The 21,727-nt window shown below is 72.8% G+C and carries 19 protein-coding genes; 6 read left to right on the top strand and 13 right to left on the bottom strand.

Annotated elements, in window-relative coordinates:
• Positions 1-19: 19 nt before the first annotated feature.
• The 4 genes from AB0A69_RS06325 (at position 20) to AB0A69_RS06310 (ending at position 4,861) form a co-directional block, all read left to right on the top strand.
• Positions 20-1,312: a VCBS repeat-containing protein gene (locus AB0A69_RS06325; protein ID WP_361415916.1), complete on the top strand. Its 1,293-nt coding sequence runs from the start codon at positions 20-22 to the stop codon at positions 1,310-1,312.
• 101 nt (positions 1,313-1,413) lie between these two features.
• Complete coding sequence (locus AB0A69_RS06320; protein ID WP_361415914.1) at positions 1,414-2,718, top strand: acyltransferase family protein; 1,305 nt, start codon at positions 1,414-1,416, stop codon at positions 2,716-2,718.
• A gap of 55 nt (positions 2,719-2,773) precedes the next feature.
• Positions 2,774-3,589 carry an alpha/beta hydrolase gene (locus AB0A69_RS06315; RefSeq protein WP_361415912.1) on the top strand — a complete coding sequence of 272 codons (816 nt, stop codon included), beginning with the start codon at positions 2,774-2,776 and terminating at the stop codon, positions 3,587-3,589.
• A 168-nt stretch (positions 3,590-3,757) separates the two neighbouring features.
• On the top strand, positions 3,758-4,861 hold the full coding sequence (locus tag AB0A69_RS06310) for an AI-2E family transporter (RefSeq protein WP_361415910.1): 1,104 nt from the start codon (positions 3,758-3,760) through the stop codon (positions 4,859-4,861).
• A 121-nt stretch (positions 4,862-4,982) separates the two neighbouring features.
• Here AB0A69_RS06310 and AB0A69_RS06305 read toward each other — a convergent pair whose 3' ends face one another.
• The 5 genes from AB0A69_RS06305 to AB0A69_RS06285 all read right to left on the bottom strand — a co-directional run bounded on the left by AB0A69_RS06305 (position 4,983) and on the right by AB0A69_RS06285 (position 9,727).
• Complete coding sequence (locus tag AB0A69_RS06305; RefSeq protein ID WP_361415908.1) at positions 4,983-6,038, bottom strand: MsnO8 family LLM class oxidoreductase; 1,056 nt, start codon at positions 6,036-6,038, stop codon at positions 4,983-4,985.
• Complete coding sequence (locus AB0A69_RS06300; RefSeq protein ID WP_361415906.1) at positions 6,035-6,613, bottom strand: hypothetical protein; 579 nt, start codon at positions 6,611-6,613, stop codon at positions 6,035-6,037. The genes AB0A69_RS06305 and AB0A69_RS06300 overlap by 4 nt, the downstream gene beginning before the upstream one ends.
• Before the next feature lie 36 nt (positions 6,614-6,649).
• Positions 6,650-7,495 (bottom strand): alpha/beta hydrolase, encoded by an 846-nt coding sequence (locus tag AB0A69_RS06295; protein ID WP_361415904.1) that lies wholly within the window; start codon positions 7,493-7,495, stop codon positions 6,650-6,652.
• Between the two features lie 156 nt (positions 7,496-7,651).
• Positions 7,652-8,104, bottom strand: coding sequence for a VOC family protein (locus tag AB0A69_RS06290; RefSeq protein ID WP_361415902.1), 453 nt, complete (start codon positions 8,102-8,104; stop codon positions 7,652-7,654).
• A gap of 174 nt (positions 8,105-8,278) precedes the next feature.
• Positions 8,279-9,727, bottom strand: a complete 1,449-nt coding sequence (locus AB0A69_RS06285; RefSeq protein ID WP_361415900.1) for an MFS transporter — start codon at positions 9,725-9,727, stop codon at positions 8,279-8,281.
• 186 nt (positions 9,728-9,913) lie between these two features.
• Between AB0A69_RS06285 and AB0A69_RS06280 the strand changes: the two genes are divergently transcribed.
• Positions 9,914-10,837, top strand: coding sequence for a helix-turn-helix transcriptional regulator (locus AB0A69_RS06280; protein ID WP_361415898.1), 924 nt, complete (start codon positions 9,914-9,916; stop codon positions 10,835-10,837).
• 51 nt (positions 10,838-10,888) lie between these two features.
• Here the strand turns inward: AB0A69_RS06280 and AB0A69_RS06275 are convergent, their stop codons facing one another.
• Positions 10,889-12,040 carry a hypothetical protein gene (locus tag AB0A69_RS06275; RefSeq protein ID WP_361415896.1) on the bottom strand — a complete coding sequence of 384 codons (1,152 nt, stop codon included), beginning with the start codon at positions 12,038-12,040 and terminating at the stop codon, positions 10,889-10,891.
• Between the two features lie 150 nt (positions 12,041-12,190).
• Positions 12,191-13,360: a hypothetical protein gene (locus tag AB0A69_RS06270; RefSeq protein WP_361415894.1), complete on the bottom strand. Its 1,170-nt coding sequence runs from the start codon at positions 13,358-13,360 to the stop codon at positions 12,191-12,193.
• A gap of 175 nt (positions 13,361-13,535) precedes the next feature.
• Here AB0A69_RS06270 and AB0A69_RS06265 point away from each other — a divergent pair, with 175 nt between their 5' ends.
• Complete coding sequence (locus AB0A69_RS06265) at positions 13,536-14,819, top strand: alpha/beta hydrolase (RefSeq protein ID WP_361415892.1); 1,284 nt, start codon at positions 13,536-13,538, stop codon at positions 14,817-14,819.
• Here the strand turns inward: AB0A69_RS06265 and AB0A69_RS06260 are convergent.
• From AB0A69_RS06260 to AB0A69_RS06235, 6 genes are all read right to left on the bottom strand, one after another.
• Positions 14,813-15,829 (bottom strand): arabinan endo-1,5-alpha-L-arabinosidase, encoded by a 1,017-nt coding sequence (locus AB0A69_RS06260; RefSeq protein WP_361415890.1) that lies wholly within the window; start codon positions 15,827-15,829, stop codon positions 14,813-14,815. The two genes, AB0A69_RS06265 and AB0A69_RS06260, sit on opposite strands and share 7 nt — an antisense overlap.
• A gap of 34 nt (positions 15,830-15,863) precedes the next feature.
• Entirely contained in the window at positions 15,864-16,736 is an 873-nt protein-coding gene (locus tag AB0A69_RS06255; protein WP_361415888.1) for a carbohydrate ABC transporter permease, read from the bottom strand.
• The gene (locus tag AB0A69_RS06250) at positions 16,733-17,635 is read right to left on the bottom strand and encodes a sugar ABC transporter permease (RefSeq protein ID WP_361415886.1); all 903 of its coding nucleotides are present in this window, start codon (positions 17,633-17,635) and stop codon (positions 16,733-16,735) included. The genes AB0A69_RS06255 and AB0A69_RS06250 overlap by 4 nt, the downstream gene beginning before the upstream one ends.
• The gene (locus tag AB0A69_RS06245; protein ID WP_361415884.1) at positions 17,632-18,969 is read right to left on the bottom strand and encodes an extracellular solute-binding protein; all 1,338 of its coding nucleotides are present in this window, start codon (positions 18,967-18,969) and stop codon (positions 17,632-17,634) included. Before AB0A69_RS06245 ends, AB0A69_RS06250 begins: the two co-directional genes overlap by 4 nt.
• Positions 18,970-19,035: 66 nt before the next feature.
• A complete protein-coding gene (locus AB0A69_RS06240) occupies positions 19,036-20,571 on the bottom strand; it encodes an alpha-N-arabinofuranosidase (RefSeq protein ID WP_361415882.1) in 1,536 nt (511 codons plus the stop codon).
• Positions 20,572-20,625: 54 nt separating this feature from the next.
• Positions 20,626-21,639 (bottom strand): arabinan endo-1,5-alpha-L-arabinosidase, encoded by a 1,014-nt coding sequence (locus AB0A69_RS06235; RefSeq protein WP_361415880.1) that lies wholly within the window; start codon positions 21,637-21,639, stop codon positions 20,626-20,628.
• Positions 21,640-21,727: the final 88 nt, after the last annotated feature.

Below are 21,727 nucleotides of genomic sequence, written 5' to 3'. Positions count from 1 at the left end.
CATCCGTGAGGAGCACACCATGACCGGCACCAACCCGTCGCAGTCGCAGCCCCAGCCCCAGCTGAAGACCCCGAAGTTCACCCCGGAGCTCGTCGCCGACCAGCTGCGCGACGGATACTGGCTGGAGGCCCCGGACATCGACGGCGACGGCCGCCCCGACCTGTTCGGCTACGGCCTGCGCCTCGGTGAGATCTACTGGTACCAGAACGACGAGCGGTGGACCCGCCGCCTGGTCCAGGACAAGATCAAGATGCCCGTCGGCGCCGACTTCGCCGACGTCAGCGGCAACGGCCACCCCGACATCATCCTCTGCTACGACCTGTACGGCCCGATCGGCACCATCCACGACGCCAACACCGCCGGCGGGAAGATCGACTGGCTGGAGAACCCCGGCTCCCCGGACAAGGACGAATCCCGCTGGAAGCGCCACTACATCGGCCGCGCCACCGGTATGCACCGGCTGCGCGTCGGGCACTTCACACAGAAGGAGCGCCTGGAGGTCATCGGCCTGCCGATCGTCGCCAAGGAGGACGTCCACGCCGTCCTGCCGGTGGTGATGTTCACCCAGCCCGACGACGTGCACACGGCCGAGGAGTGGCCGATGACCGTCATCGACGACAGCCACTTCCGCATGATCCACGGCGCGGAGAAGAAGAAGGGCCTCATACCCGGCTCCGACCTCGACTCGCTGCTGCTCGCCTCCGACGAGGGCGTGACCTGGCTGTACTGGGACGCGGACCGCAAGGAGTGGATCCGCGAGCTCATCGGCACCGGTGAGCTGACCCAGTTCGAGCAGACCGGCTTCCGCGGCAGCGGCGACCTCAACGCCGGCCGGCTCGGGGACGACCCGATGGCGTACGTCGCCGCCATCGAGCCCTTCCACGGCAACACGGTCGCCGTTTACACCAAGTCCACCGACGGTCCGCCCGGCGCCAAGCCGACGTGGAACCGCGTCCTCCTCGACGTCTACGGCGACCCCAACGAGAACGGCGAGGGCCCCGGCCACCAGATCGTCTGCGCCGACTTCGACGGCGACGGCGACGACGAGTTCCTGGTCGCGCTGCGCGGACCGTGGCCCTGGCAGGGCGTCATGTACTACAAGGCCATCGACGCGGCCAACGGCGTCTGGGCCAAGTGGCGGGTCTCCGAGGAGTCCGTCGCCCGCATCGCCACCGCCGACTTCAACGGCGACGGGCGGCTCGACTTCGCCACCATCGCGTACTCGGTCCAGAACTACTACGTGGCCAAGGAAGCCAAGCTCATGGTCTACCGCAACGAGATGGACGTCCCCTCGGCCGACGGCGCCGAGTAGCCGTCCCACCCCTGCCGTACCCCACGGGGGCGACCGCCGCCCGGCGGCCGCCCCCGGCCGGACCCCGACCGTCGTCCCTCTCGCCGGAAAGCACCCACACCATGTCTGTGTCCTCGTCCTCCACCGCCACCACCCCCGCTCCCACCAGACGCGCCAACCTCCCCTCCCTCACCGGCCTCCGCTTCTTCGCGGCCCTGCTGGTCTTCTTCTTCCACGCCTCCCTGATGGACTCGCCCATCCCGCCGAACGCCCCGATCAACCCCTTCGCGGACGACGGCGTGGCCGGGTTCTTCACCACGGCCTTCAGCAAGGCCGGCTACATGGGCGTCTCGTTCTTCTTCGTCCTCAGCGGCTTCGTCCTCGCCTGGGCCTCCCGCCCCGGTGAGCGCCTGACCTCCTTCTGGCGGCGGCGCGTGTTCAAGATCTTCCCGAACCACCTGGTGGTCTTCGCCGCCTCGATGCTGCTCTTCGCCGGCGCCGCCGTCACCAGCGTCGGCGACTGGCTGCCGAACATGCTGCTGATCCACACGTTCTTCCCGCAGCCGTCCATCAACCTCAGCGTCAACCCGCCGAGCTGGTCCCTGGGCAGCGAGTTCCTCTTCTACATGCTGTTCCCGCTGCTCATGGTGGGGATCCGTCGCATCGCCGAGAAGCGGCTGTGGCTCTGGTCCGGCCTGATGGTCGCGGGCATGGTCGGCGTGCAGCTCGTCACCCGCTTCCTGATCCCCGCCACCCCGAAGTCGGCGATCACCCCCATCTCCGACCTGCAGTTCTGGTTCGGCTACCTCTTCCCGCCCGCCCGCGTCTTCGAGTTCGCCCTCGGCATCCTGCTCGCCCGCATCGTCCTGGCCGGCCGCTGGCCGCGCCGCATCGGCTTCGGCGTCTCGCTCGTGCTGTCGGTGCTCGGTTACGCCGCCGCCCTGGTCGCCCCGTTCGAGTACGGCTTCGTCGTCGCCACCATCATCCCGGTGGCCGCGCTCATCTGCTCCGTGGCCTCGGGCGACGTGGAGGGGCGCGAGACCTGGCTGCGCAGCCGGCCCATGGTGTGGCTCGGTGAGGTCTCCTTCGGCTTCTACCTGGTGCAGGGCGTCACGATCTTCTACCTGCGCTCGCTGCTCGGCGAGAGCACGTACAGCGTCCCCGTCGCGGTCCTCGTGGTCATCGGCTTCTTCGCGGTCTCGCTGCTGGGCGGCTGGCTGCTGTACCGGTACGTGGAGACGCCCGCCATGCGGCGCTGGAGCCGCGCCCGCAAGCGGCCCGCCGCCGTCACCGCTCCGGAGACGGCTCCGGAGACGGCTCCCGAGACGGCCCCCGTGCCGGCTCCGGTGTCCGCCACGATCCCGGCGCAGGCCACCGCGCACCACGACTCCCTCGCGCAGCGCCCCTCGACGCCGGTACGCGGCTGAGCCCCCGCCCACGCGACCCGTATCCCCACCCGACCGCTCCCGAGGAGGCGTCACCATGCCCACCGTCACCGTCGCGGGCACCGAGGTCCACTACCGTGCCGAAGGCACCGGACCCGGCCTGCTCCTCATCCACGGCTCCACCGCCGACTCCGAGGCCAACTACGCGGCCATGCGGCCGCTGCTCACCGACCGCTTCACCGTCATCACCCCCGACTACGCGGGCAGCGGCCGCACCGCCCTGCCCCGCGGGGAACTGACCCTGGACCTGCTGGTCCGCCAGGTCGCCGCCGCCGCCCGCGCCGCCGTCCCGGGCCCGGTCCACGTCGTCGGCGCCTCCCTGGGCGCGGTGGTCGCCGCGGCGCTGGCGGCCGAACAGCCCGACCTCGTACGGCGCCTGGTCCTCGTCGGAGGCTGGGCACGCAACGACGACCCCCGGCAGGAGCTGGCACTCGGCCTGTGGCGCCGCCTCGCGGACCTCGACACCCTGGCGTACCAGCAGTTCATCACCCTGCTGTCGCTCTCACCGGACCGCCTCTCGGCCACGAGCCGCGAGGAGATCGCCGCCGCGGCCGCGGCCGCCCGCCCGTCCGAGGGAGCCCGCCGCCAGCTCGACCTGGACCTCGCCGTGGACATCCGCGACCGGCTGCCCGCCATCGAGGCCCCCACCCTGGTCGTCGGCGCCCGCCAGGACCAGGTGATCCCCGTCGCACACTCCAGGGAGCTGCACCGGGGGATCGCCCACAGCCGCTACACGGAACTGGACTGCGGCCACAACATCCCGTACGAGCGTCCCGCCGAACTGGCCGCGCTGCTGCGCGCGTACCTGGTCGAGCAGCCCGCCCTGGCGGCGGCCGTGGCGGCGGGCGGCTGAGAGGGGAGACACGACGGAGCGGCGGCACCACCGCGTTGCGCGGTGGTGCCGCCGCTCGGTGCGTCGCCCGCACGCGCCGGCCGGCAGGGCGTGTGCCTGGTGCGTGAGCCGGGCGATGCGGGGGCACCACGCTGAAAGCGGAGTTGGGCCCGCCCATAGGGTGCCCCCATGCCTGCTTCGTTGAGTTCCACGAAAACCGCCGCCGCACTGCGCACATCGGCCCGCGTCTCCGTCGAGTTGCTGTTGGTCCTTCTGGCAACCTCGGTGGCGCTGTGGCTTCTGGGGCGGATGTGGTCGGTCGTCTGGCCTCTCGTCGTGGGCTTGTTCCTCACCACACTGACCTGGCCCCTTGCCGCCTTCCTGCGTCGTCGGGGATGGCCTGCGGCCCTGGCTGCCGCGGTGGTGACCGTGCTGTTCCTGCTCGTGGTCACGGGCATCGCGGCGCTGATCGCGGTTCCGGTGGCGTCGCAGGCCGGTGAACTGGCCGACGGGGTGACCGCCGGTATCGAGAGGCTGCGCGAGTGGGCCGCCGGGCCGCCGCTGCACATCGGCGACGACCAGATCACCGGTGCCCTGGACACGACCGTCGCCCGCGTCCAGGACAGCCTCGGGAGCATGGTCACCGCGGTGGTCACGGGGGTGAGCACCGTCGTCAACGGTGTGGTCACCGCCGTGCTCGCGCTCTTCCTGATGTTCTTCTTCCTCAAGGACGGTCCGCGGTTCCTGCCCTGGCTGGCCCGTCAGCTCCCCGGCCGCCTCGCCACCGACGTCCCGGTCGTGGCCGAGCGCGGTTGGGAGACGCTCGGCGCGTTCGTGCGGTCCCAGGCGTTCGTCGGTCTGCTCGACGCCGTTCTCATCGGCATCGGCCTGTGGGTCCTCAAGGTGCCGCTCGTGCTCCCGCTCGCGGTCCTGACCTTCGTGTCCGCGTTCGTACCGATCGTGGGTGCGCTCTTCGCCGGTCTGGTCGCGGTGCTCATCGCCCTCGTCTCGAACGGTCTGACGGACGCGCTGATCGTGCTGCTGATCATCGTCGTGGTGCAGCAGCTCGAGGGAAACGTGTTCCAGCCCATGATCCAGAGTCGCGGGCTCGGCCTGCACGCGGCGGTGGTGCTCCTCGCCGTCACGCTGGGCGGCAGCCTGGCCGGCATCGTGGGCAGCCTGCTCGCGGTACCGGCCGCCGCGCTGATCGCGGTGGTCTGGAACTACGTGCGCGAGCAGCTGCGGGAGCCGGAGGTCGACGAGTCGCCTTCGGAGCCGGTCGTCCCTTCGTAAAAGAGGTCGTTGCGACGGCGGGCCCGGGGAGAGGCTTCTCCCCGGGCCCGCCGTCACGACAGGATCGACTACCAACCACCGGATCCCTGTCCCCGATCCGGCCTGATCGACAAGGCACCCCCTAGGCGACGGCGGGCTCCCGGTGCGCCGCGGGTTCGCGCGGACCGGAGCCGGGCAGGGCCGAGCCGGGCAGCGCGAAGGCCTGCGCCAGCAGCTCGTAGGAGCGCACCCGGTCGGCCGGGTCCTGCGTGAGCGTGTTGACCACGATCTCGTCGACGCCGTGTGCCGCCGCCAGCCGCTCCAGCTCCTCGCGCACCTGCTCCGGCGTCCCGTAGACCAGCGCCTGGCTGTTGACGGCGGCCCGGTCGGCCTCCGCGCCGCTCCACCGGTGCCGCCGCGCCTCCGCCGGCGAGGGCAGCGGGCGGTCCTCGCCGAGGTCCTTGCGGCTGCGCCACAGCAGCAGGCTGAGCGCCAGCCCGTCGGCCTGCTCGCGGGTGTCGGCGACGACGGCGCGGACCGCCAGCACGCCCTTCTCCGCCGGGCCGCCGGCCGACGCGGCCGCCGACGCGGCCAGGCCCTGCCGGTAGCCCTCCAGGGCGGCCACGCCCGGTTCCGGGGCGAGGAAGTGCGCGAAGGCGAACGAGGCGCCGAGCTCGCCCGCCAGCACGGCGGAGCGGGTGCCCGCGCCCAGCAGCCACAGCCGCGGGGGCACGTCGGGAGCCGACACCAGCGGCGGCAGCGGCCCCGCCTCCCGGGCCTGGCCGCCGGCCTCGCCGCGCCCCTCGCCCAGGCCCAGCAGCCGGCTCACCTCCCGCACCTGCTGCGGGAAGCCCTGCGCGGGGCCGCCCGCCCGGCCGAGCCCCAGATCGACGCGGCCCGGGTGCAGCGAGGCGAGCACCGAGAACACCTCCGCGACCTTCACCGCCTCGTAGCGCGGCAGGAGCACGCCACCGGTGCCGATCCGCATGCGGGTGGTCCGCGACAGCAGCGTCCCGGCCAGGATCTCCGGGGCGGTGCCGGCGAAGCCGGGGGAGTGGTGGTGCTCGGCGACCCAGTACCGGGTGAACCCCAGGGCGTCGGCCCGCTCCGCCAGCTCGACGGAGGCGCGCAGGGCGTCGGAGTGGGTGAAACCCTCGCCGACGGGGGACTGGTCCAGGACGGAAAGGCGCAGGCTCATGACGGGAGTCCCTTCGTACGCGGGTTCAGCACGGCGCGGGGACCGAGCGAGGCGTGGCCGGCGATGGTGGCCGGCACGATCCTGAAGTCCCGTTCGAAGACCAGGTTGTGGATGTCGGCTGCGGCGATCGCGCGCAGGACGGGCAGTTCGGCGGCGGCCTGCTCGGCGGTGAAGACGTTCAGCGGCCACTCGCCGATCGTGGCACCGCGCAAGTGCGGGTGGTGGAAACCTCCCCCGTAGTGCGCGGTGATGGTGATGGGGGCGATCTCGGTGATCCGCTGCTGCGGCCAGGTCAGCGCCCAGACGGCCGCGACACCGCCGTCCGGCGTCCGGTGCACCCCGGAGGCCCTGACCTCACCGGTGTGGTCCAGCAGGTGCTCGTTGATCTCCTCCAGGGCCTGCCCGGCGTACGGGCTCAGCAGCTCGACCGCCTGGGCGAACAGGCGCTCCTTGCCCTGGCGGGACGCCTGGTCGCCGTGGGTGCCGTCCCGCAGGTCGCCGAAGTGGCGCAGCAGTGCGCCGATATGACCCGGAACCGTGCCGGGCGGGGTGGAGGTGGTGCCGGTGCTGTTCATGATCTTCCTTTCTCGCTGTCAGAGCCGTTCTCGCTGTCAGAGCCGTTGTGTCGCGGTCAGACCGGACAGCCGGTCGCTCAGGGCGTCCGCCAGCCAGTGGCGCAGCCCCCGGGGGCCGTCCGCCCCCTCGCTCCGCCCGTCCCGGAACCGGAACCCCCCGACGCCGGCGGGCTGGAGGAAGGCACCGTGCAGGAGGTGCGGGAACTCGTGGAAGGTCACCTCGTTGCCCGCCTCGCGCAGCAGGCGGGCGTAGGTGCGTACGTCGTCGGCCACCGGGTCGAACGCGCCGACGCCGAGGATCGCCGGGGCGAGACCGGTGAGGCTGTCGGCCTCGAAGGGTGTGCTGGGCGGGAAGGCGGCACCGGTGTTCCCGCCCCGGTAGTCGCGCCAGGCGGCGGCCATGCCCTCCTGGCTCGGGAAGTTGTCGCGGTAGCGGGTGTAGGACCGGGCGCGGCAGGACGGGTCCAGCGGCGGGTAGGCGAGGACCTGCGCGCTCAGCGGCTCTCCCCGGTCGCGCCGGACCAGCGCCGCGGACGCCGCGATCGTCCCGCCCGAGCTGTCGCCGCCGACGGCGACGGGCGGCAGCCCCTCGGCGGCGGCCCGCTCCTGGGCCCAGTCCAGGACCGTGAGCACGTCGTGGAGGGCCGCCGGGTGCCGGTGCTGCGGGGCGAGCCGGTAGTCGACGCTGACCACCGCGCACCCCGACCGGCCGGCCAGGTCCGCGCAGGCGGCGTGCCAGCCCTCCAGCGAGCCGGTCCGCCAGCTGCCGCCGTGCCCCCAGACCAGCCAGCTCGCGTGACCGCCCTCGGGCCGGTAGACGCGGACGGGGATGTCGTGACCGGCGGCCCGGACGCGCAGCGGGTGCCAGACGACGTCCCGCACGGAACGGTCACGGTCACGGTCGCTGTCACGGTTACGGTTACGGTGAGCTGTGTGCGGCATGGCGGCTGCCTCCCTCTCGGATCTCTCCCTCTCGGGCCCCTCGGAAGCCATCCTTCGCCCGCCACCGCCGACCAGCCAGAACCGTGTTCTGGCTAGTCATCCCACGGTCAGGTTGGCGCCGTCCGCCCCCTCGGGCAGGTCGCGGTAGCCCTGGCTGACCTCGACCACGTTGCCCTCGGGGTCGGCGAGCCAGACGCTGCGCCAGCCGGGGATGAACGCGTCGAAGTCCAGCGGCCCCAGGGTGACGCGGGCGGCGCCGCCCATCCGGGCCAGGAAGGCGTCCACGTCCTCCGTCTGGAACGCCAGGTGCCGTACGGCTCCGGGGGCGTGCGGCCCGTCGGCGGAGGGATCGGGCGCGGGACCCGCGGCCTCCGCCGCCTCGAGCGAGCACAGCTCCAGATAGGCGTCACCGAGCCGGAGGAAGACGAACCGGGCGCCCGCCACGTCGAAGGCGCGGGCACGTGTCATGCCGAACCAGCGGCGGTAGAACTCCTCGGTCGCGTCCAGGTTCCGGCAGTTCAGGGCGGCGTGGGACCACCGCAGGGCCATGAGTGTCCTCTCCACGGGGCGAAACCGGCCCGAGAGCCGGGCCTGGCCCCCACCCTCCGGCGCGCCGCGCCACCGGAACAAGGCGCACTTGCCGAGGTCGCCGCCGCGTCCACGCACGAAAGCCCGGCCGGGGGCGCATGGCGCGCTCCGCGGCCGGACGGGCGTGACGGTCGGTCAGTTCAGGGAGCTCTTCTCTCGGTTGTGGAGGAAGAGGGTGGTGGTGAGGACGCCGAGGAGGACGATGGCGGCGTTGACGAGGACGGCGGTGCCGATGCCGTCGAGGATGGCGTTGGTGGTGGTGCGTCCGGCGATGTGGGCGGTGGCGATGGCGCTCATGATCGGGGTGCCCATGGTGATGCCGATCTGCTGGGTCATGGTGGCAAGGCCGGTGGCCATGCCCTGTTCGTGGTCGGGCAGGCCGGAGGTGGCGGTGACCATGAACCCGACGATGACGAGCATGTTGCCGATACCGCCGGCGAAGGTGCCGGTCAGCAGCAGCCACATGAAGGAGCGTTCATCTCCCAGGCCGAAGAGGGCGGCGGTGGCGATGGTCTGCAGGATGCCGCCGTAGATGAGGGTCTGCTTGGTGCCGATTTTGCCGATGACCTTGGCGGCGATGGAGCCGCCGATGACGGTGCCGATGCCCAGGACACCGAAGGACAGCCCCGCGGCGAGGGGGGAGAAGCCGAGGACTTCCTGGAGGTAGAGGGTCATCAGGAAGACCAGGGAGGTCTCGGTGACGAAGGCGATCAGTCCGGCGATGTTGCCCCAGGCCACGGTGCGGCGCTTGAGGACGGTGACCGGGACCAGGGGAGAAGAGGACTTGGCTTCGACGGCGTAGAAGACGACGAGGAGGGCGAGTCCGGCGAGCAGGAAGCCGGCGGCGATGGGGGAGGTCCAGCCGTGTTCGCCGGCCTGGGTCAGGCCGAAGACCAGGGCGAGCAGACCCGCGGTGACGGTGATGGCTCCGGGCGCGTCGAGCTTGGGCCGCTCGGTGGGACGGGACTCAGCGATGATCGCCGGGGCGATGAGCAGGACCGCCAGGGCGACGGGGACGTTGATGAAGAACGCCCAGCGCCAGGAGAGCAGGTCGGTCAGGACGCCGCCGAGGATGGCGCCGGTGGTGAACCCGGCCGACATCAGCGCGCCGTTCAAGCCGAGGGCTTTGTCGCGCAGGGGGCCTTCGGGGAAGGAGGTGGTCAGCAGGGACAGGCCGGCCGGAGTCACGGCGGCGGTGGCAAGGCCCTGGGCCACGCGGGCGGCGATCAGCACCTCAGGGGTGGTGGCAAGACCACCCACCAGGGACGACACACCCAGCAGGGCGAGGCCGAACAGGAACAGCCGGCGCCTGCCGAACAGGTCGGCCACCCTGCCGAACAGCAGGGTGAACCCGGCCGCGCACAGGGCGAACGCGGTCGCGATCCACTGCAGGTTCGCCAGCGAGAACCCCAGACCGTTACCGATCACCGGCAACGCCACGTTCAGGATCGAGAAGTCCACCGCCAGCATGAACTGCGCGACCAGCAACACCACCAGCACCAACCGCTGCCGGCCCGTCATCCGAGACGGACCAACCCTCCTCCCCTCACCAACCGACTTCACCTCTTCGACAACGGCCGACATGTCCGGGCTCCCTTCGCTTCGTCTCGTCCAACCAGGCGGTGACGGAACAACCTTGGCGCCGGCGCCACCGGCTACCCAGACCTCTCTTCTGGCTAGGCGAGGGGAGACCACGAGGCCGGAGACTACTCATGACGTGAGTAGCCTCAGCGCTCGCAACCGGCGTGCCCGGCGGGGAGACTGGACGGCATGGGTACTCAATCGGAACTCGGAGCCTTCCTGCGCAGCCGCCGCGCCAGACTGCGCCCGGAGGACGTCGGTCTGCCGCCGCACGGCACCCGCAGGCGCGTGCCCGGCCTGCGCCGCGAGGAGCTGGCCCTGCTCGCCGGTGTCAGCGTCACCCACTACACCCGGCTCGAACAGGGCCAGAGCACCAACGCCTCCGAGGCCGTCCTGGACGCCATCGCGCGGGCGCTGCGGCTCAGCGACGACGAGTGCGCACACCTCAAGGACCTGGCCCGCCCCGCCCGGCCCCGCCGCCCCCAGGTCCCGCGTCCCGAGCACGCCCGCCCCGGCCTCCGGAACCTGCTCCACGCGATGGGCGAGGTGCCGGCCGTCGTCCTCGACCGGCGCAACGACGTCCTGGCCTGGAACCCCCTGGGACACGCGCTGCTCGCCGGGCACATCGACCCCGACAGCCCCGACAGCCCCACGCAGCGGCCCAACCTGACCCGCATGCTCTTCCTGGACGCGCACACCCGCGAGCTCTACACGGAGTGGGAGGAGGAGGCGAGGACGGCGCTCGCCGCGCTGCGCCTGACCGCCGGCCGCCACCCCGACGACCGGCACCTCGCCGAGCTCATCGGCCAACTGGCTATGAACAGCCCCGAGTTCGCCGCGCTGTGGTCCCGCCACCCGGTGCGCAACTGCACCTCCGGCGCCAAGCGGTTCCACCATCCCCTCGTCGGCCCGATGGAGCTCGAGTTCGAGAGCATGCACCTGTCCGACGCCTCGGGCCAGCGGCTGCTCGCCTACAGCGCCGAGCCGGGTACGCCGTCGGAGGCGGCGTTGCGCCTCCTGTTCGCAGCCACCGCCACCGCAGACGCCGCCAAGGCCGGTGGTCGGGGCGGGGCCGACGTACCGTCCGGCCTGCGCAGCAGCGGCACCGCATGAGACCGGGCGGCGAGGCCGTACGCGTGCACGACCGCGCCGCCCGGGGTGGCGTCACATGCTCCAGCGCAGCACCGCGCCCAGGCCGCCCGCCGGGCCCCGCATCCCGTCGGGGACGGTGAGCACCTCGCAGGCGGCCGCCGCGGCGGACCGCAGCAGGGCGTCGTCGGCGCGCGCACGCTCGGGCCTGGCGACCCCCATCGCCCGCACCTGGGAGCGCTGCACGGCGACCTGGTCGACGCCCGGCCCGATCCACACCTCCCGGCGTGCGTCGGAGGCGTCCGGCGTCAGCAGCAGGGTGGCCACCTGGTGTCTGCGTACGGCGTCGACGACCGCCGGCATGCCTTCGGCGGCCTGGCCGGGGCCGGTGTCGACGGAGGCGGTCTCCCGGTGTTCGCCCGGCCTGCCGCGCCCCGTGTAGAAGCGTTCGAGGGCGTCCTGGAGCCGGGCGCGCGCGAACCTCTCGCACGCTTCGGCGATCTGCTGGTCGAGCACCCGCTTCGAGGCCCCCGGCGACCTGCCGCCGTTCCCGGCCTCCGCGGTGACGGCCCGGACGCGCTCCGGCAGCCGGTTGTGCACGGCCCTGCGCTCGCGCGGATCACCGGTCAGGACCAGCAGGTCGGCGCCGCACTCCTGCCAGGCGCGGACGATCTCCGCCGCGATGATGTCGGCGGTCTCGTTCCAGCTGTTCTCGATCTTGTTGCGGTAGTGCCACTCGTAGCGGTCCTCGGGGATGCTGCGGTGCCCGCGTCCCTGCCACTCCTTGCCCTGCGCCTGGCCCACGACCCGCCGGTCCTGCGCGTCGCGCAGTTCCAGATCGGCGCCCGTGTGGTCGATGTAGGCGACCAGACACCGCGGCTCGTCGCCCCGCAGGCCGGTGAGCGGCGCGATGTGCGGCAGGATCGACCAGGTCGCCTGGGTGGACGGCGGCGGCACCGAGAGCGGGACGTCCAGCACGACCTCGGCGCCCGTGGCGAAGAGCGCCCGGCCGGGTGGCGCGCCCGAGACCGGTTCACGGGCGAGCGTGTCCGTCACCGCCCGCACGGTGTAGGCGTCGGCACCCGCGTCGATGAGCTGCGACGCGGCCGCGCGGTTGCGGAGCTCCTGCATCTTCGCCGCGTCCTCGGTCGCGCGCGAGGTGTCGAGGTAGACGGAAGCCCATGGGCCTGGCCGGTCGAAGAGCGGTTTGAGGAAGCCGAGTTCCATGATTCCCCCAGGCTCTGGAGAGTGAGTACCACCAGGTTAAGTCGATATCCACCATTTCGTCCGGTGAAGCGGTCACCCCCGGCCGGGGCGGGCGCCGCCCATGCCCGCCCCGTGCTCGCCGTACGCACCCGTCCGGTCGCCCAGAGTGTCTTACCGGGGCGGCGGAAGGACGATCCCGGCCGCCTGGGCGGCCTTCCCCGGGCGCAGGGTCCACGGCACGGGGGAGGTGTCGGTGAGCCATCCGTCCGCCAGCAGCCGCTCCACGACGACGGTGCGCACATTCCGGGACAGCTTCCAGCCCAGACCGGCGCACAGCTGGGTGTAGGAGGGGCCGTGGCCGTGCTGCGCGCGGAACGCGACGGTGAACCGCGCGGCAAGCGGGCCGCGGTCGGGGTGCTTCTCCTGCCAGGCGTCGTAGGCGTCGCGTACGGACCGCGGCGCCGGGACGGAGGGGCGGGTGGCGACGAAGGCGGTCGCCACCCGCCCGAGGGGCATCCTGCACACGGCGCAGTGCTCGACGGCCTCGGCGTGCCGCCGCAGGGCCGGGCTGGCTCCGGCCTTCCACTTCTCCCACTCGGCCGGGCCGACCTCCGGCACCTCGGGGGCGCGCTGCGACGGCACCGGGGCGGGCTGATCCTGGTCGTCGGGGTGGGGCAGCAGGCCGGCGAGGTGCCGCACCCCCGGGGCGAGGCGGTAGCGGTCACCCGCGAGTTCGGCGAGGAACGCCCTGCTCAGCAGGTCGGGTAGGGCGGCACGGCACGCTTCGGGCAGGTCCTCGGGCACCGTCCCGTGGAGCTCGGCGGAGGCGTGGGCGGCCAGGAACAGGGCGGCGAGCCGCGTATCCGGCGCCGTCTTCTTGACCGGCTTGGAGTTCATGGTGCGGACGGTCCAGCCCGACACCCGGGAGCGCATGAACTTGCCGAACGGCAGGGGCCGATCCGTCCCGTCGGCGAGGCCCGGCACCGTCACGGGGACGGGAACGTCCGGGTCCCCGCCGAGGAGCCGGTCGGGCACCTGCCACCCGAGGCCGCTCAGCGCGGCGACGGCCTCGGCGGGGTCGGCCAGCCTCAGCGACCGCAGGTCCATGCCCGTGATGTTGCCGATGCCGGTGCGGGCGGCCCGGATGGCGAGGACGACCGCGAGCAGCCGGGCATCGGGTGACGGCAGGGGCAGCGCGGCCACGTACGACAGGAGGGTACGTGCCGCCCCGCCCTGCGGTGTCGTCAGCAGGAACGGCGGCGGAGCGGGCGGCGCGCCGGCGTCGTCAGCGGGAACGGCGGCGGTGGTGACGGCGGTTGCGGTGTTGACGGTCTTTGACACAAACGGCTTAACGCGCTGCGGCGGCGCGCGTCACTCATCCCCGTGGGGCAGGCCCGCCTCCACGCCATCCTTTCGGGCAGGGACTGAACGATGGCCCGCGCTCCTCTCCGGCGCGCAGCATGCGGTCATGCCCCCGCGCTCGCGCGGGACGTGACCGAGAGGACAGAGGAGAGACATGTCGCAGAACACGCCCGGGCCCGGAGGCCCCGCCGCGGTGAGCCGCCGTACCGTCACCGCCTCGGCCGTACTGGCCACCGCGCTCACGGCCCTGGGCGGCACCACGCGGGCCCGGGCCCGGGCAGGGGCAGGGACGGGGGCCGAGGGCGGCGATGTGGTCCCGCGGCTGCCGGCGCCGACCGGCCCGTACCGGATCGGGGCCGTCACGCTGCATCTCGTCGACCGCTCCCGGCGCGACCCGTGGGACCCGGGCATCCCCGTCCGGGAGCTGATGGTCACGGTGTTCTACCCGGCCCGCACCGTCCGCGCGTACCCCCGGGCCCCGCACATGACGCCGGGCGCCGCGCGGTCCTTCGCGGAGCTCGCTCCCGCGATGCGCCCGCAGCTGCCGCGCGCGGGGGTGGACTGGGCGGCCACCACGACCCACGCCCACCTGGGCGCGCCCGCGCTGCCCGTACCGCGGCCGGTGCTGCTGTACAGCCCGGGCGGCGGCGATCCGCGCACCCTCGGCACCGCGCTCGCCGAGGAACTCGCCTCGCGCGGCCACGTGGTGGTGGCCATGGACCACCCCGGCGACGCGAGCGAGGTCGAGTTCCCGGCCCCGGCCGCGTACCGGGACGGCGTCCTGCGCCAGACCGTCTTCACCGGGGACCCCCGCACCGATCCCGCGCTCTTCCGGACCGTGATCGGCACCCGCGTAGCGGACACCCGGTTCGTCCTGGACCGGCTGGCGGAGCTGGCGGCCGGGCGGAACCCCGACGCGGCGGGCCGCGCGCTGCCGCTCCACCTCGGACGCGCCCTGGACCTGCGGCGCGTGGGGATCTACGGCCACTCCGCCGGCGGCACCGCCGCGGCCCAGGCGCTGTACGAGGACGCCCGTCTGGTTGCGGCGGCCAACCTGGAGGGCTACCTCGACCACCCGGCCGAGGCACCCGGCCGCGAAGGGGAGCTGTTCCCGGTCGCCCGGGACGGCGTGGACCGCCCGCTGCTCCTGCTGGGGACCGACGGCTTCACCGACCGGAAGGCGCTGGAACGCTCCTGGTCGGCGATGCTCGCGCACCCGCGGGGACGCACCGTGCGACGGCAGCTGGACGGTGCCGCGCACGGCGTGTTCACCGACTACGCGGCCTTCGCGCCCCTGTTGCAGGCCGTCGGGCTGATGACCGCCGAGGGCCGGGCCGAGCTCGTCGGCGCGCTCGACCCGGCCGTGTCCGTGCCGGCCGTGCGCCACCACGTGGCCGCCTTCTTCGGCCGGCACCTGGGCGCACGCCGGGCTCAGTAGGCCGTCGGCCAGCCGCCGCTCCAGTTCAGCAGGTTGACGCCCAGTTTGGAGCGGCCGCCGTCCTGGCCGTCGTAGTAGTGGTACACGAGCAGGTCGCCGTCGACGTCCCGCATCACCGACTGGCCGCCGGGGCCGATGTAGCGGCCCTGGGTCTCCATGACCGGCGTGCCGCCGCCGTTCGTCAGCGGCGTGCCGGTCCGGTCGACGTACGGGCCCGTCACGGCGGTCGCGCGTCCCACCTTGATCCGGTAGGTGGAGTCGACGCCGGCGCAGCAGCGGTCGTACGACGCGAAGAGGTAGTAGTAGCCGTTCCGCTTCACGATGAACGGCGCCTCGATGCCGCCGCCGCCCGGCCGCGCCGCGATCGGGCGGAGCGCGGTGTCGCCCGCGAGCCGCTTGCCCGTGGCCGGATCGATCCGGATCAGCTTCAGACCGCTCCACCACGATCCGAACGACAGCCACCACCTGCCGTCGTCGTCCACGAACAGGTGCGGGTCGATGGCGTTGTGGTCGTCGCCCGTACGGGAGGCGATGACGACGCCCCGGTCCGACCAGCTGCCGGGGCGGCCGGTCGACGACACCGCGAGCCCGATCGCGGAGGTGTTGGAGCCGAAGGAGGAGACGGAGTAGTACATCCAGTACCGCCCGCCCTGGTACGACACGTCGGGCGCCCACGCCTCCGGGACGGAGGAGTACTCCTTCCACCAGCCGGGCCGGGTGGTGAAGGCGTTCCCGGCCCGGCCGAAGGCGACCCGGTCGGTGGACGTCCGCACCTGGAGTCCCTCCCCGGTGGAGTGCAGCAGGTACTGGCCGGACGGGTCGCGCAGCATCGACGGGTCGTGGACGGCGATGTCCCCGGTGACGTACCCGGGCGCGGGGTAGGCGGAGGCCGTCCCGGGGACGAGGGCGAGCAGCACCGCGAGGGTGAGGGTGAGCAGGGTGCGGCGCGCGCGGCGGCGGTACGTGTGGGGGCGGTGCGGGTGGGGGCGGTGCGGAGAAGTGCGGCTCATGCGTTTCTCCTTGAGGGGGATGGGTGAGGCGGCGTCACTGGCCGGCGAGGCCGGTGTGCGCGATGCCCCGGACGATCTGCCGCTGGAACAGCATGAAGATCACCAGCAGCGGCAGTCCGGCGATCACCACGGACGCCATGATCTGCGCGTAGCGCACACCGAACGACGACTGGACGTTGACCAGTCCCACCGGCAGCGTCATGCCGTTCGGGTCGGTGGTCACCAGGAACGGCCAGAGGAAGTTGTTCCAGGTGGAGATGAAGGTGAAGACGGCCACGGCCGCCAGCACCGGCCGCGACAGCGGCAGCACGATCGTCCAGAAGACCCGCCACCGCCCGGCCCCGTCGACGAAGGCGGCCTCCTCCAGCTCGCGCGGCAGGCCCTCGAAGAACTTCACCAGGATGAAGACCATCGCCGGCACGGCCACCTGCGGCAGGATCACGCCCCAGTACGTGTCGACGAGCCCGAGCTGCACCATCTCCGCGAACAGCGGCGCGATCAGCACCTGCGGCGGGACCATGATGCCGGCGAGCACCAGCCCGTACAGCAGCTTGCGGCCGCGGAAGTCGGTGCGCGTGAAGCCGTACGCGGCCATCGCGCACAGCACCACCGTGAGCAGGGTCGTCATCACGGAGACGTACGCGGAGTTGAGCGTCCAGCGCAGCAGGTCGCCGGACTCCCACACCTTGGCGTACGCGTCGAGGGTGACCGTGGAGCCGAACCACTCCAGCGGGGTGCGGGTCGTCTCGCCCTCCGGTTTGAGGGAGGTGGCGACGGCCCAGGCGAGCGGCAGCAGCCACGCCACCACGAGCAGCAGACCGACGGCGAACAGGGCGGTCCGGCCCGCGGACCAGCGGGTACGGGTACGGGTACGGGGGCGGGGGCGGGGGACGGCGGGCGCGCTCACGTGGCGGCCTCCTCGGCTCGGCGTCGCCGGGACAGCCACGGCTGCACCAGGGAGACGGTCAGGATCAGGGCGAAGAAGAGGTAGGAGACCGCTGACGCGTAGCCGATCCGGTATCCGGTGAAGCCCTGCTGGTAGACGTACTGGAGGATCGGCCGGGTGGAGTCGTCCGGGCCGCCGCCGGTCATCAGGTACACCTGGTCGAAGATCTTCAGCGAGGCCAGCACCTGGAGGACGACGACCAGTCCGGTGGTCCGGTGCAGCATCGGCAGCGTGATGTGCCACAGCCGGCGCCACGCGCCCGCGCCGTCCAGCTCGGCCGCCTCGTACAGGTGGAGCGGGATGGCCTGGAGGGCGGCGAGGTAGAGCAGGAAGTTGAAGCCGACGGTCCACCACACGGTGGTCAGGACGATGGAGAGCATCGCGTAGCGCTCGTCGGTGAGCCAGCCGATGCCCGGCTCCAGGCCGGCCGAGGCCAGCAACTGGTCGGCGAGCCCGAAGCCCGACGGGTAGATCATCTGCGCGAAGAGCAGGCACACCACGCCGGACGGCAGCAGGAACGGCGCGAACCAGCTCAGCCGCCACAGCCACTGCACCACCCGCAACTGGTGCGCCAGCAGCGCGAGTCCCAGGCCCACGACGACGAGGGGCACCGTGGACAGCACGGTGAACCACACCGTGTTCCACAGCGAGGACCACACCGCGGGGTCCCGCACCGCCTCCGCGTAGTTGTCCAGGCCCACGAACGCGGCGCCCGACGCGGTGATGTTCTCGCTGGTCAGGCTCATCCCGACGCCCGAGACCAGCGGCCACACCAGGAACAGCCCGTAGACGGCGAGGAAGGGCGCCACGAACACGAGCCCGTGCTCGGTCCAGCGGCGGCTCACTCCGACGGTGCTCATGAGGCCGCTCCGGAGAGGGGGTCGCGGGTGTCGAGGAGGCGCCGCAGCCGCCGCTTGGCCTCGGCCAGCGCGGCGCGCGGCGTGCGGGACCCGGTGAGGACGCCGGAGAAGACACCGCCCAGCTCGATCCACATGCGGGAGGCGGAGCCCGTGAACCATGCCGGGTCGTCGAGCACCACGTCGTCCACGACGTCGCGGTACGCGGACTGCGGGTGCAGCGCCAGGTATTCGGGGTCGTCCAGGACCGGCAGGTAGGCCGGTACGTGGCCGCCCTGCGCCCAGGCGACCGAGTGCTTCAGCATCCAGGCGACGAGCGTGTGCGCCGCCTCGTCGGGGGCGCCGCCCCGGCCCGCGATGTGCGGGAGGACGAAGGCGTGGCAGTCGGCCTGGGCGGTGGGCCGGCCGAAGAGCCCGGGGACGCGGGTCATCGAGAACTTCAGACCGGTGGTGCGGAAGGACGTGACCTCCCACTCCCCGTTGAGGTGGAAAGCGGTCTTCCCGCCGTTGAAGATGCCGACGGACGCCGCGTAGTCGGCGCGCCGCACCCACAGCCCCTCTTCGACGAGCCGGGCCATGAACTCCAGCACCGTCAGCGCCTTGGCGTCGTCCAGGACGAGCCGTCTGCCGTCCTCGGAGAGCACCCGGCCACCGGTCTGCGAGTAGAACGTGGCGAACAGCCGCCACGGTGTGATGCAGTCCGGACCCAGGGTCTCCGTGACGAGCCCGGGCTGCCCGGTGGCCTTCTTCGCCGCCCGCAGTGCGTCGGCGAACTCGGCCGCGTCGCGGAGGGGCTTGAGCGTACGCCGGTCACCGCCGCCCTCCAGCAGGCCCGCCTTCTCGCACACCTCGGTCTGGTAGTAGAGGACCAGCGGGTGGGTGTCCAGCGGTACGGCGTACTGCTTGCCGCCGGCCTGGCCGCGCCGCCAGATGTCGGACGGGAAGTCGGTGGCGCGGACGCCCAGTTCGCCGAGCAGGTCCAGGTCGAAGGGGTCGAGCAGCCGCCCGGGGGCGAACCCGGCGAGGCGGGCGAGGTGGAGGACGGCCAGTTCGGGGGCGCGGCCGCCCGCCCCCGCCATGCCGAGCTTCGTGTAGTACGGGGCACCCCATTGCAGGGTCGCCGCCTCCAGGGCTATCCCGGGGTGGTCGGCGCGGAAGGCGTCGAGCATGGCCTGCATGGTGACGCCGTCGCCGCCGCCGAACAGGTGCCAGAAGCGCAGCCGGGTCCGGCCCCCGGCCGCGGCGGAGGGTGCGGCACAGCCGCCGGCCAGCGCGGCGGTCGTGGCGGCGGCCGCCGCTGCCAGGGCGCCGCGCCGGCTGAGGTGAGGTGGTCTCATGAAGCTCGTCTCTCGGGAACGGGACAGGGGGGACGGGGGACAGGGGACGGGGGACGGGGGACGGGCTCAGGCGAGCCGGAGCATCGTCCAGGACAGCGGCTCGAGGGTGACCTCCAGTACGCCGTCGGCCACCCGGGCGCCCTCGCCCGCGTGCGGGACGACCCGCTCGGGCTCGGCGAGGGTGTTGCGCGCGTCCGGGTCGGCGTCGGCGAGCACGCTGTGCTCCACGACCCCGCCGACGCCCAGCCCGCCGAGTGCGACCCGGAGCGGCAGCGGCTCACTCTGGCTCCGGTTGACGGCGAAGACGGTGACGGCCCCGGTCTCCGGGTCCCGTACGGCGGTGGCGTGCAGCAGCGGCACCTCGCCGTACTTCGCCGTCCGCCGGCGCGGTGCGTCCACCCGTACGTCCAGCACCTCGCCGCGCCCGTGACGGGCGGCCTGCGCGAAGGGGAAGAAGGTGGTCTGCCGCCAGGCCGGTCCGCCCGGCTCGGTCATGATCGGGGCGATGACGTTCACCAGCTGGGCCAGGCACGCCACGGTGACGCGGTCGGCGTGCCGCAGCAGGGTGATCAGCAGCGAGCCGAACACCACCGCGTCGGTGACGCTGTAGGAGTCCTCCAGCAGGCGCGGCGCCTCGGGCCAGTCCAGCGGACTGGCGTCCGCCTCCTCCTGGAAACGGCTCATGTACCAGACGTTCCACTCGTCGAAGGAGAGGTTGATCCGCTTCGGCGACTTCAGCCGGGCGCCCACGTGGTCGCAGGTGGCCACGACGTTCTCGATGAAGGACTCCATGTCGACGGCGGAGGCGAGGAACGAGTCGCGGTCACCGTCCACCTCCTCGTAGTACGCGTGCAGGGAGATGTAGTCGACCAGGTCGTACGTCTCCTGGAGCACCGCCGCCTCCCAGGCGGCGAAGGTCGGCATGGCCCGGCTGGAGGAGCCGCAGGCGACGAGCTCCACGTCGCGGTCGATCTGGCGCATGGCGCGCGCCGTCTCGGCGGCCAGTCGGCCGTACTCCTCGGCGGTCTTGTGGCCCGTCTGCCAGGGGCCGTCCATCTCGTTGCCGAGGCACCACAGCCGGATGCCGAAGGGGTCCTTGTCGCCGTGGGATACGCGCAGGTCCGAAAGGGCCGTGCCGGAGGGGTGGTTGGCGTACTCCTGGAGCGCGAGGGCGTCGGCGACCCCGCGCGTCCCGAGGTTGACGGCGAGCATCGGCTCCGCCTGCGGGCCGACCTTCTGCAGGAACGCCATGAACTCGCTGAGCCCGAAGCGGTTGGTCTCGGTGGAGCGCCACGCGAGGTCGAGGCGGCGCGGCCGCTCCTCGACCGGCCCGACGGAGTCCTCCCAGCGGTAGCCGGAGACGAAGTTGCCGCCGGGGTAGCGGATCGTGGTGACGCCCAGTTCGCGGATCAGCTCCAGGACGTCGGTGCGCAGCCCCGCCTCGTCGGCGCTGGGGTGGCCGGGCTCGTAGATGCCGGTGTAGACGCAGCGGCCGAGGTGCTCGACGAAGGAGCCGAAGAGCCGGGGGCTGACCTCGCCCACGGTGAAGGCGGGGTCCAGCGTGAAGCGCGCGGTACCGGAGGCGGGGGCGGAGCGGGACATGGTGGCCTTTCGGAGTCGGAGTCGGAGTCGGAGGAGGGAGGAGGAGAGCGGCGGTCAGCGGCCGACGGCGGGCCAGTCGGCGTCGTCCCAGCGCAGGGTGCGCAGGGCGAGCTTGGGGACACCGCCGTCCTCGGCGTCGTAGTAGTGGTGGACGAGCACGTCCCGGCCGCCCGGTTCGCGCAGGACGGACTGCCCGCCGGGCCCGACGTACCGCCCCCGCGAGGCGAGCAGCAGCTCGCCGCCGCCCTCGGTCATCGGCGTACCGTCCCGGTCGGTGTAGGGGCCGGTGGGCGAAGTGGCGCGCCCGACACGGATGTTGTACGTCGAGTCGGTGCCGGCGCAGCAGCGGTCGTACGACACGAAGAGGTAGTAGTACGGGCCCCGTTTGACGATGGCCGGGGCCTCGACGGCGTACGGCGCGTCCGGGCGGGTCGCCAGGTGGTGCACCGGGGCGCCGGGCCGCGCCTTGCCGGTGCGCGGGTCGAGTTCGACCATGCGGATGCCGGTCCAGTGCGAGCCGAAGGACATCCACAGCCTGCCGCCGCCCTGGATGACGCCCGGATCGATGGCGTTGTAGTCGTCCGCGGTGCTGGACGAGAACACCACTCCCCGGTCCTCCCACGTGCCGGGCCGCCCTGTGGGGGAGGTGGCCAGGCCGATGGCGGAGTGGTTGGAGCCGAACGACGAGACGGCGTAGTACAGCCAGTACGTGCCGCCCCGGTGGAGGACCTCGGGCGCCCAGGGGTCGCTCTCGGCGGAGTACGCGCGCCACCACGCGGGCGTCGAGCGGAAGGCCGAACCCGCCCGCCGCCAGTGGCGGCCGTCGGCGGAGGTGCGGGCCTCGATGCCGTTGTGCGTGGAGTAGACGACGTACGTGCCGTCTTTCAGCCGTATCGCGGACGGGTCGTGGACCTCGATGTCACCCGTGACCGAACCCGTGACGAGGTGGCGGGCGGTGCGGTGGTCCGCGGCGTGCGCCGTGGGCGGCGGGCCCAGCAGCAGGGCGGCGCACGCGGCGGCGGTGAGGGCGGCGCGCGGGCCGGGGGAGTGACGACGACGTCCGGGCATGGGCAGCGGCTCCTTGGGCACGGGGACGCGTCCCGGCGCCCCCGGATGTTCGATATGACGAATGCTGCTCGTGAATTCGAACGGGACC

The organism is Streptomyces sp. NPDC045431, assembly GCF_040646655.1.
Taxonomy (GTDB): Bacteria; Actinomycetota; Actinomycetes; order Streptomycetales; family Streptomycetaceae; genus Streptomyces.
This window is presented reverse-complemented; position numbering and strand designations above follow the sequence as displayed.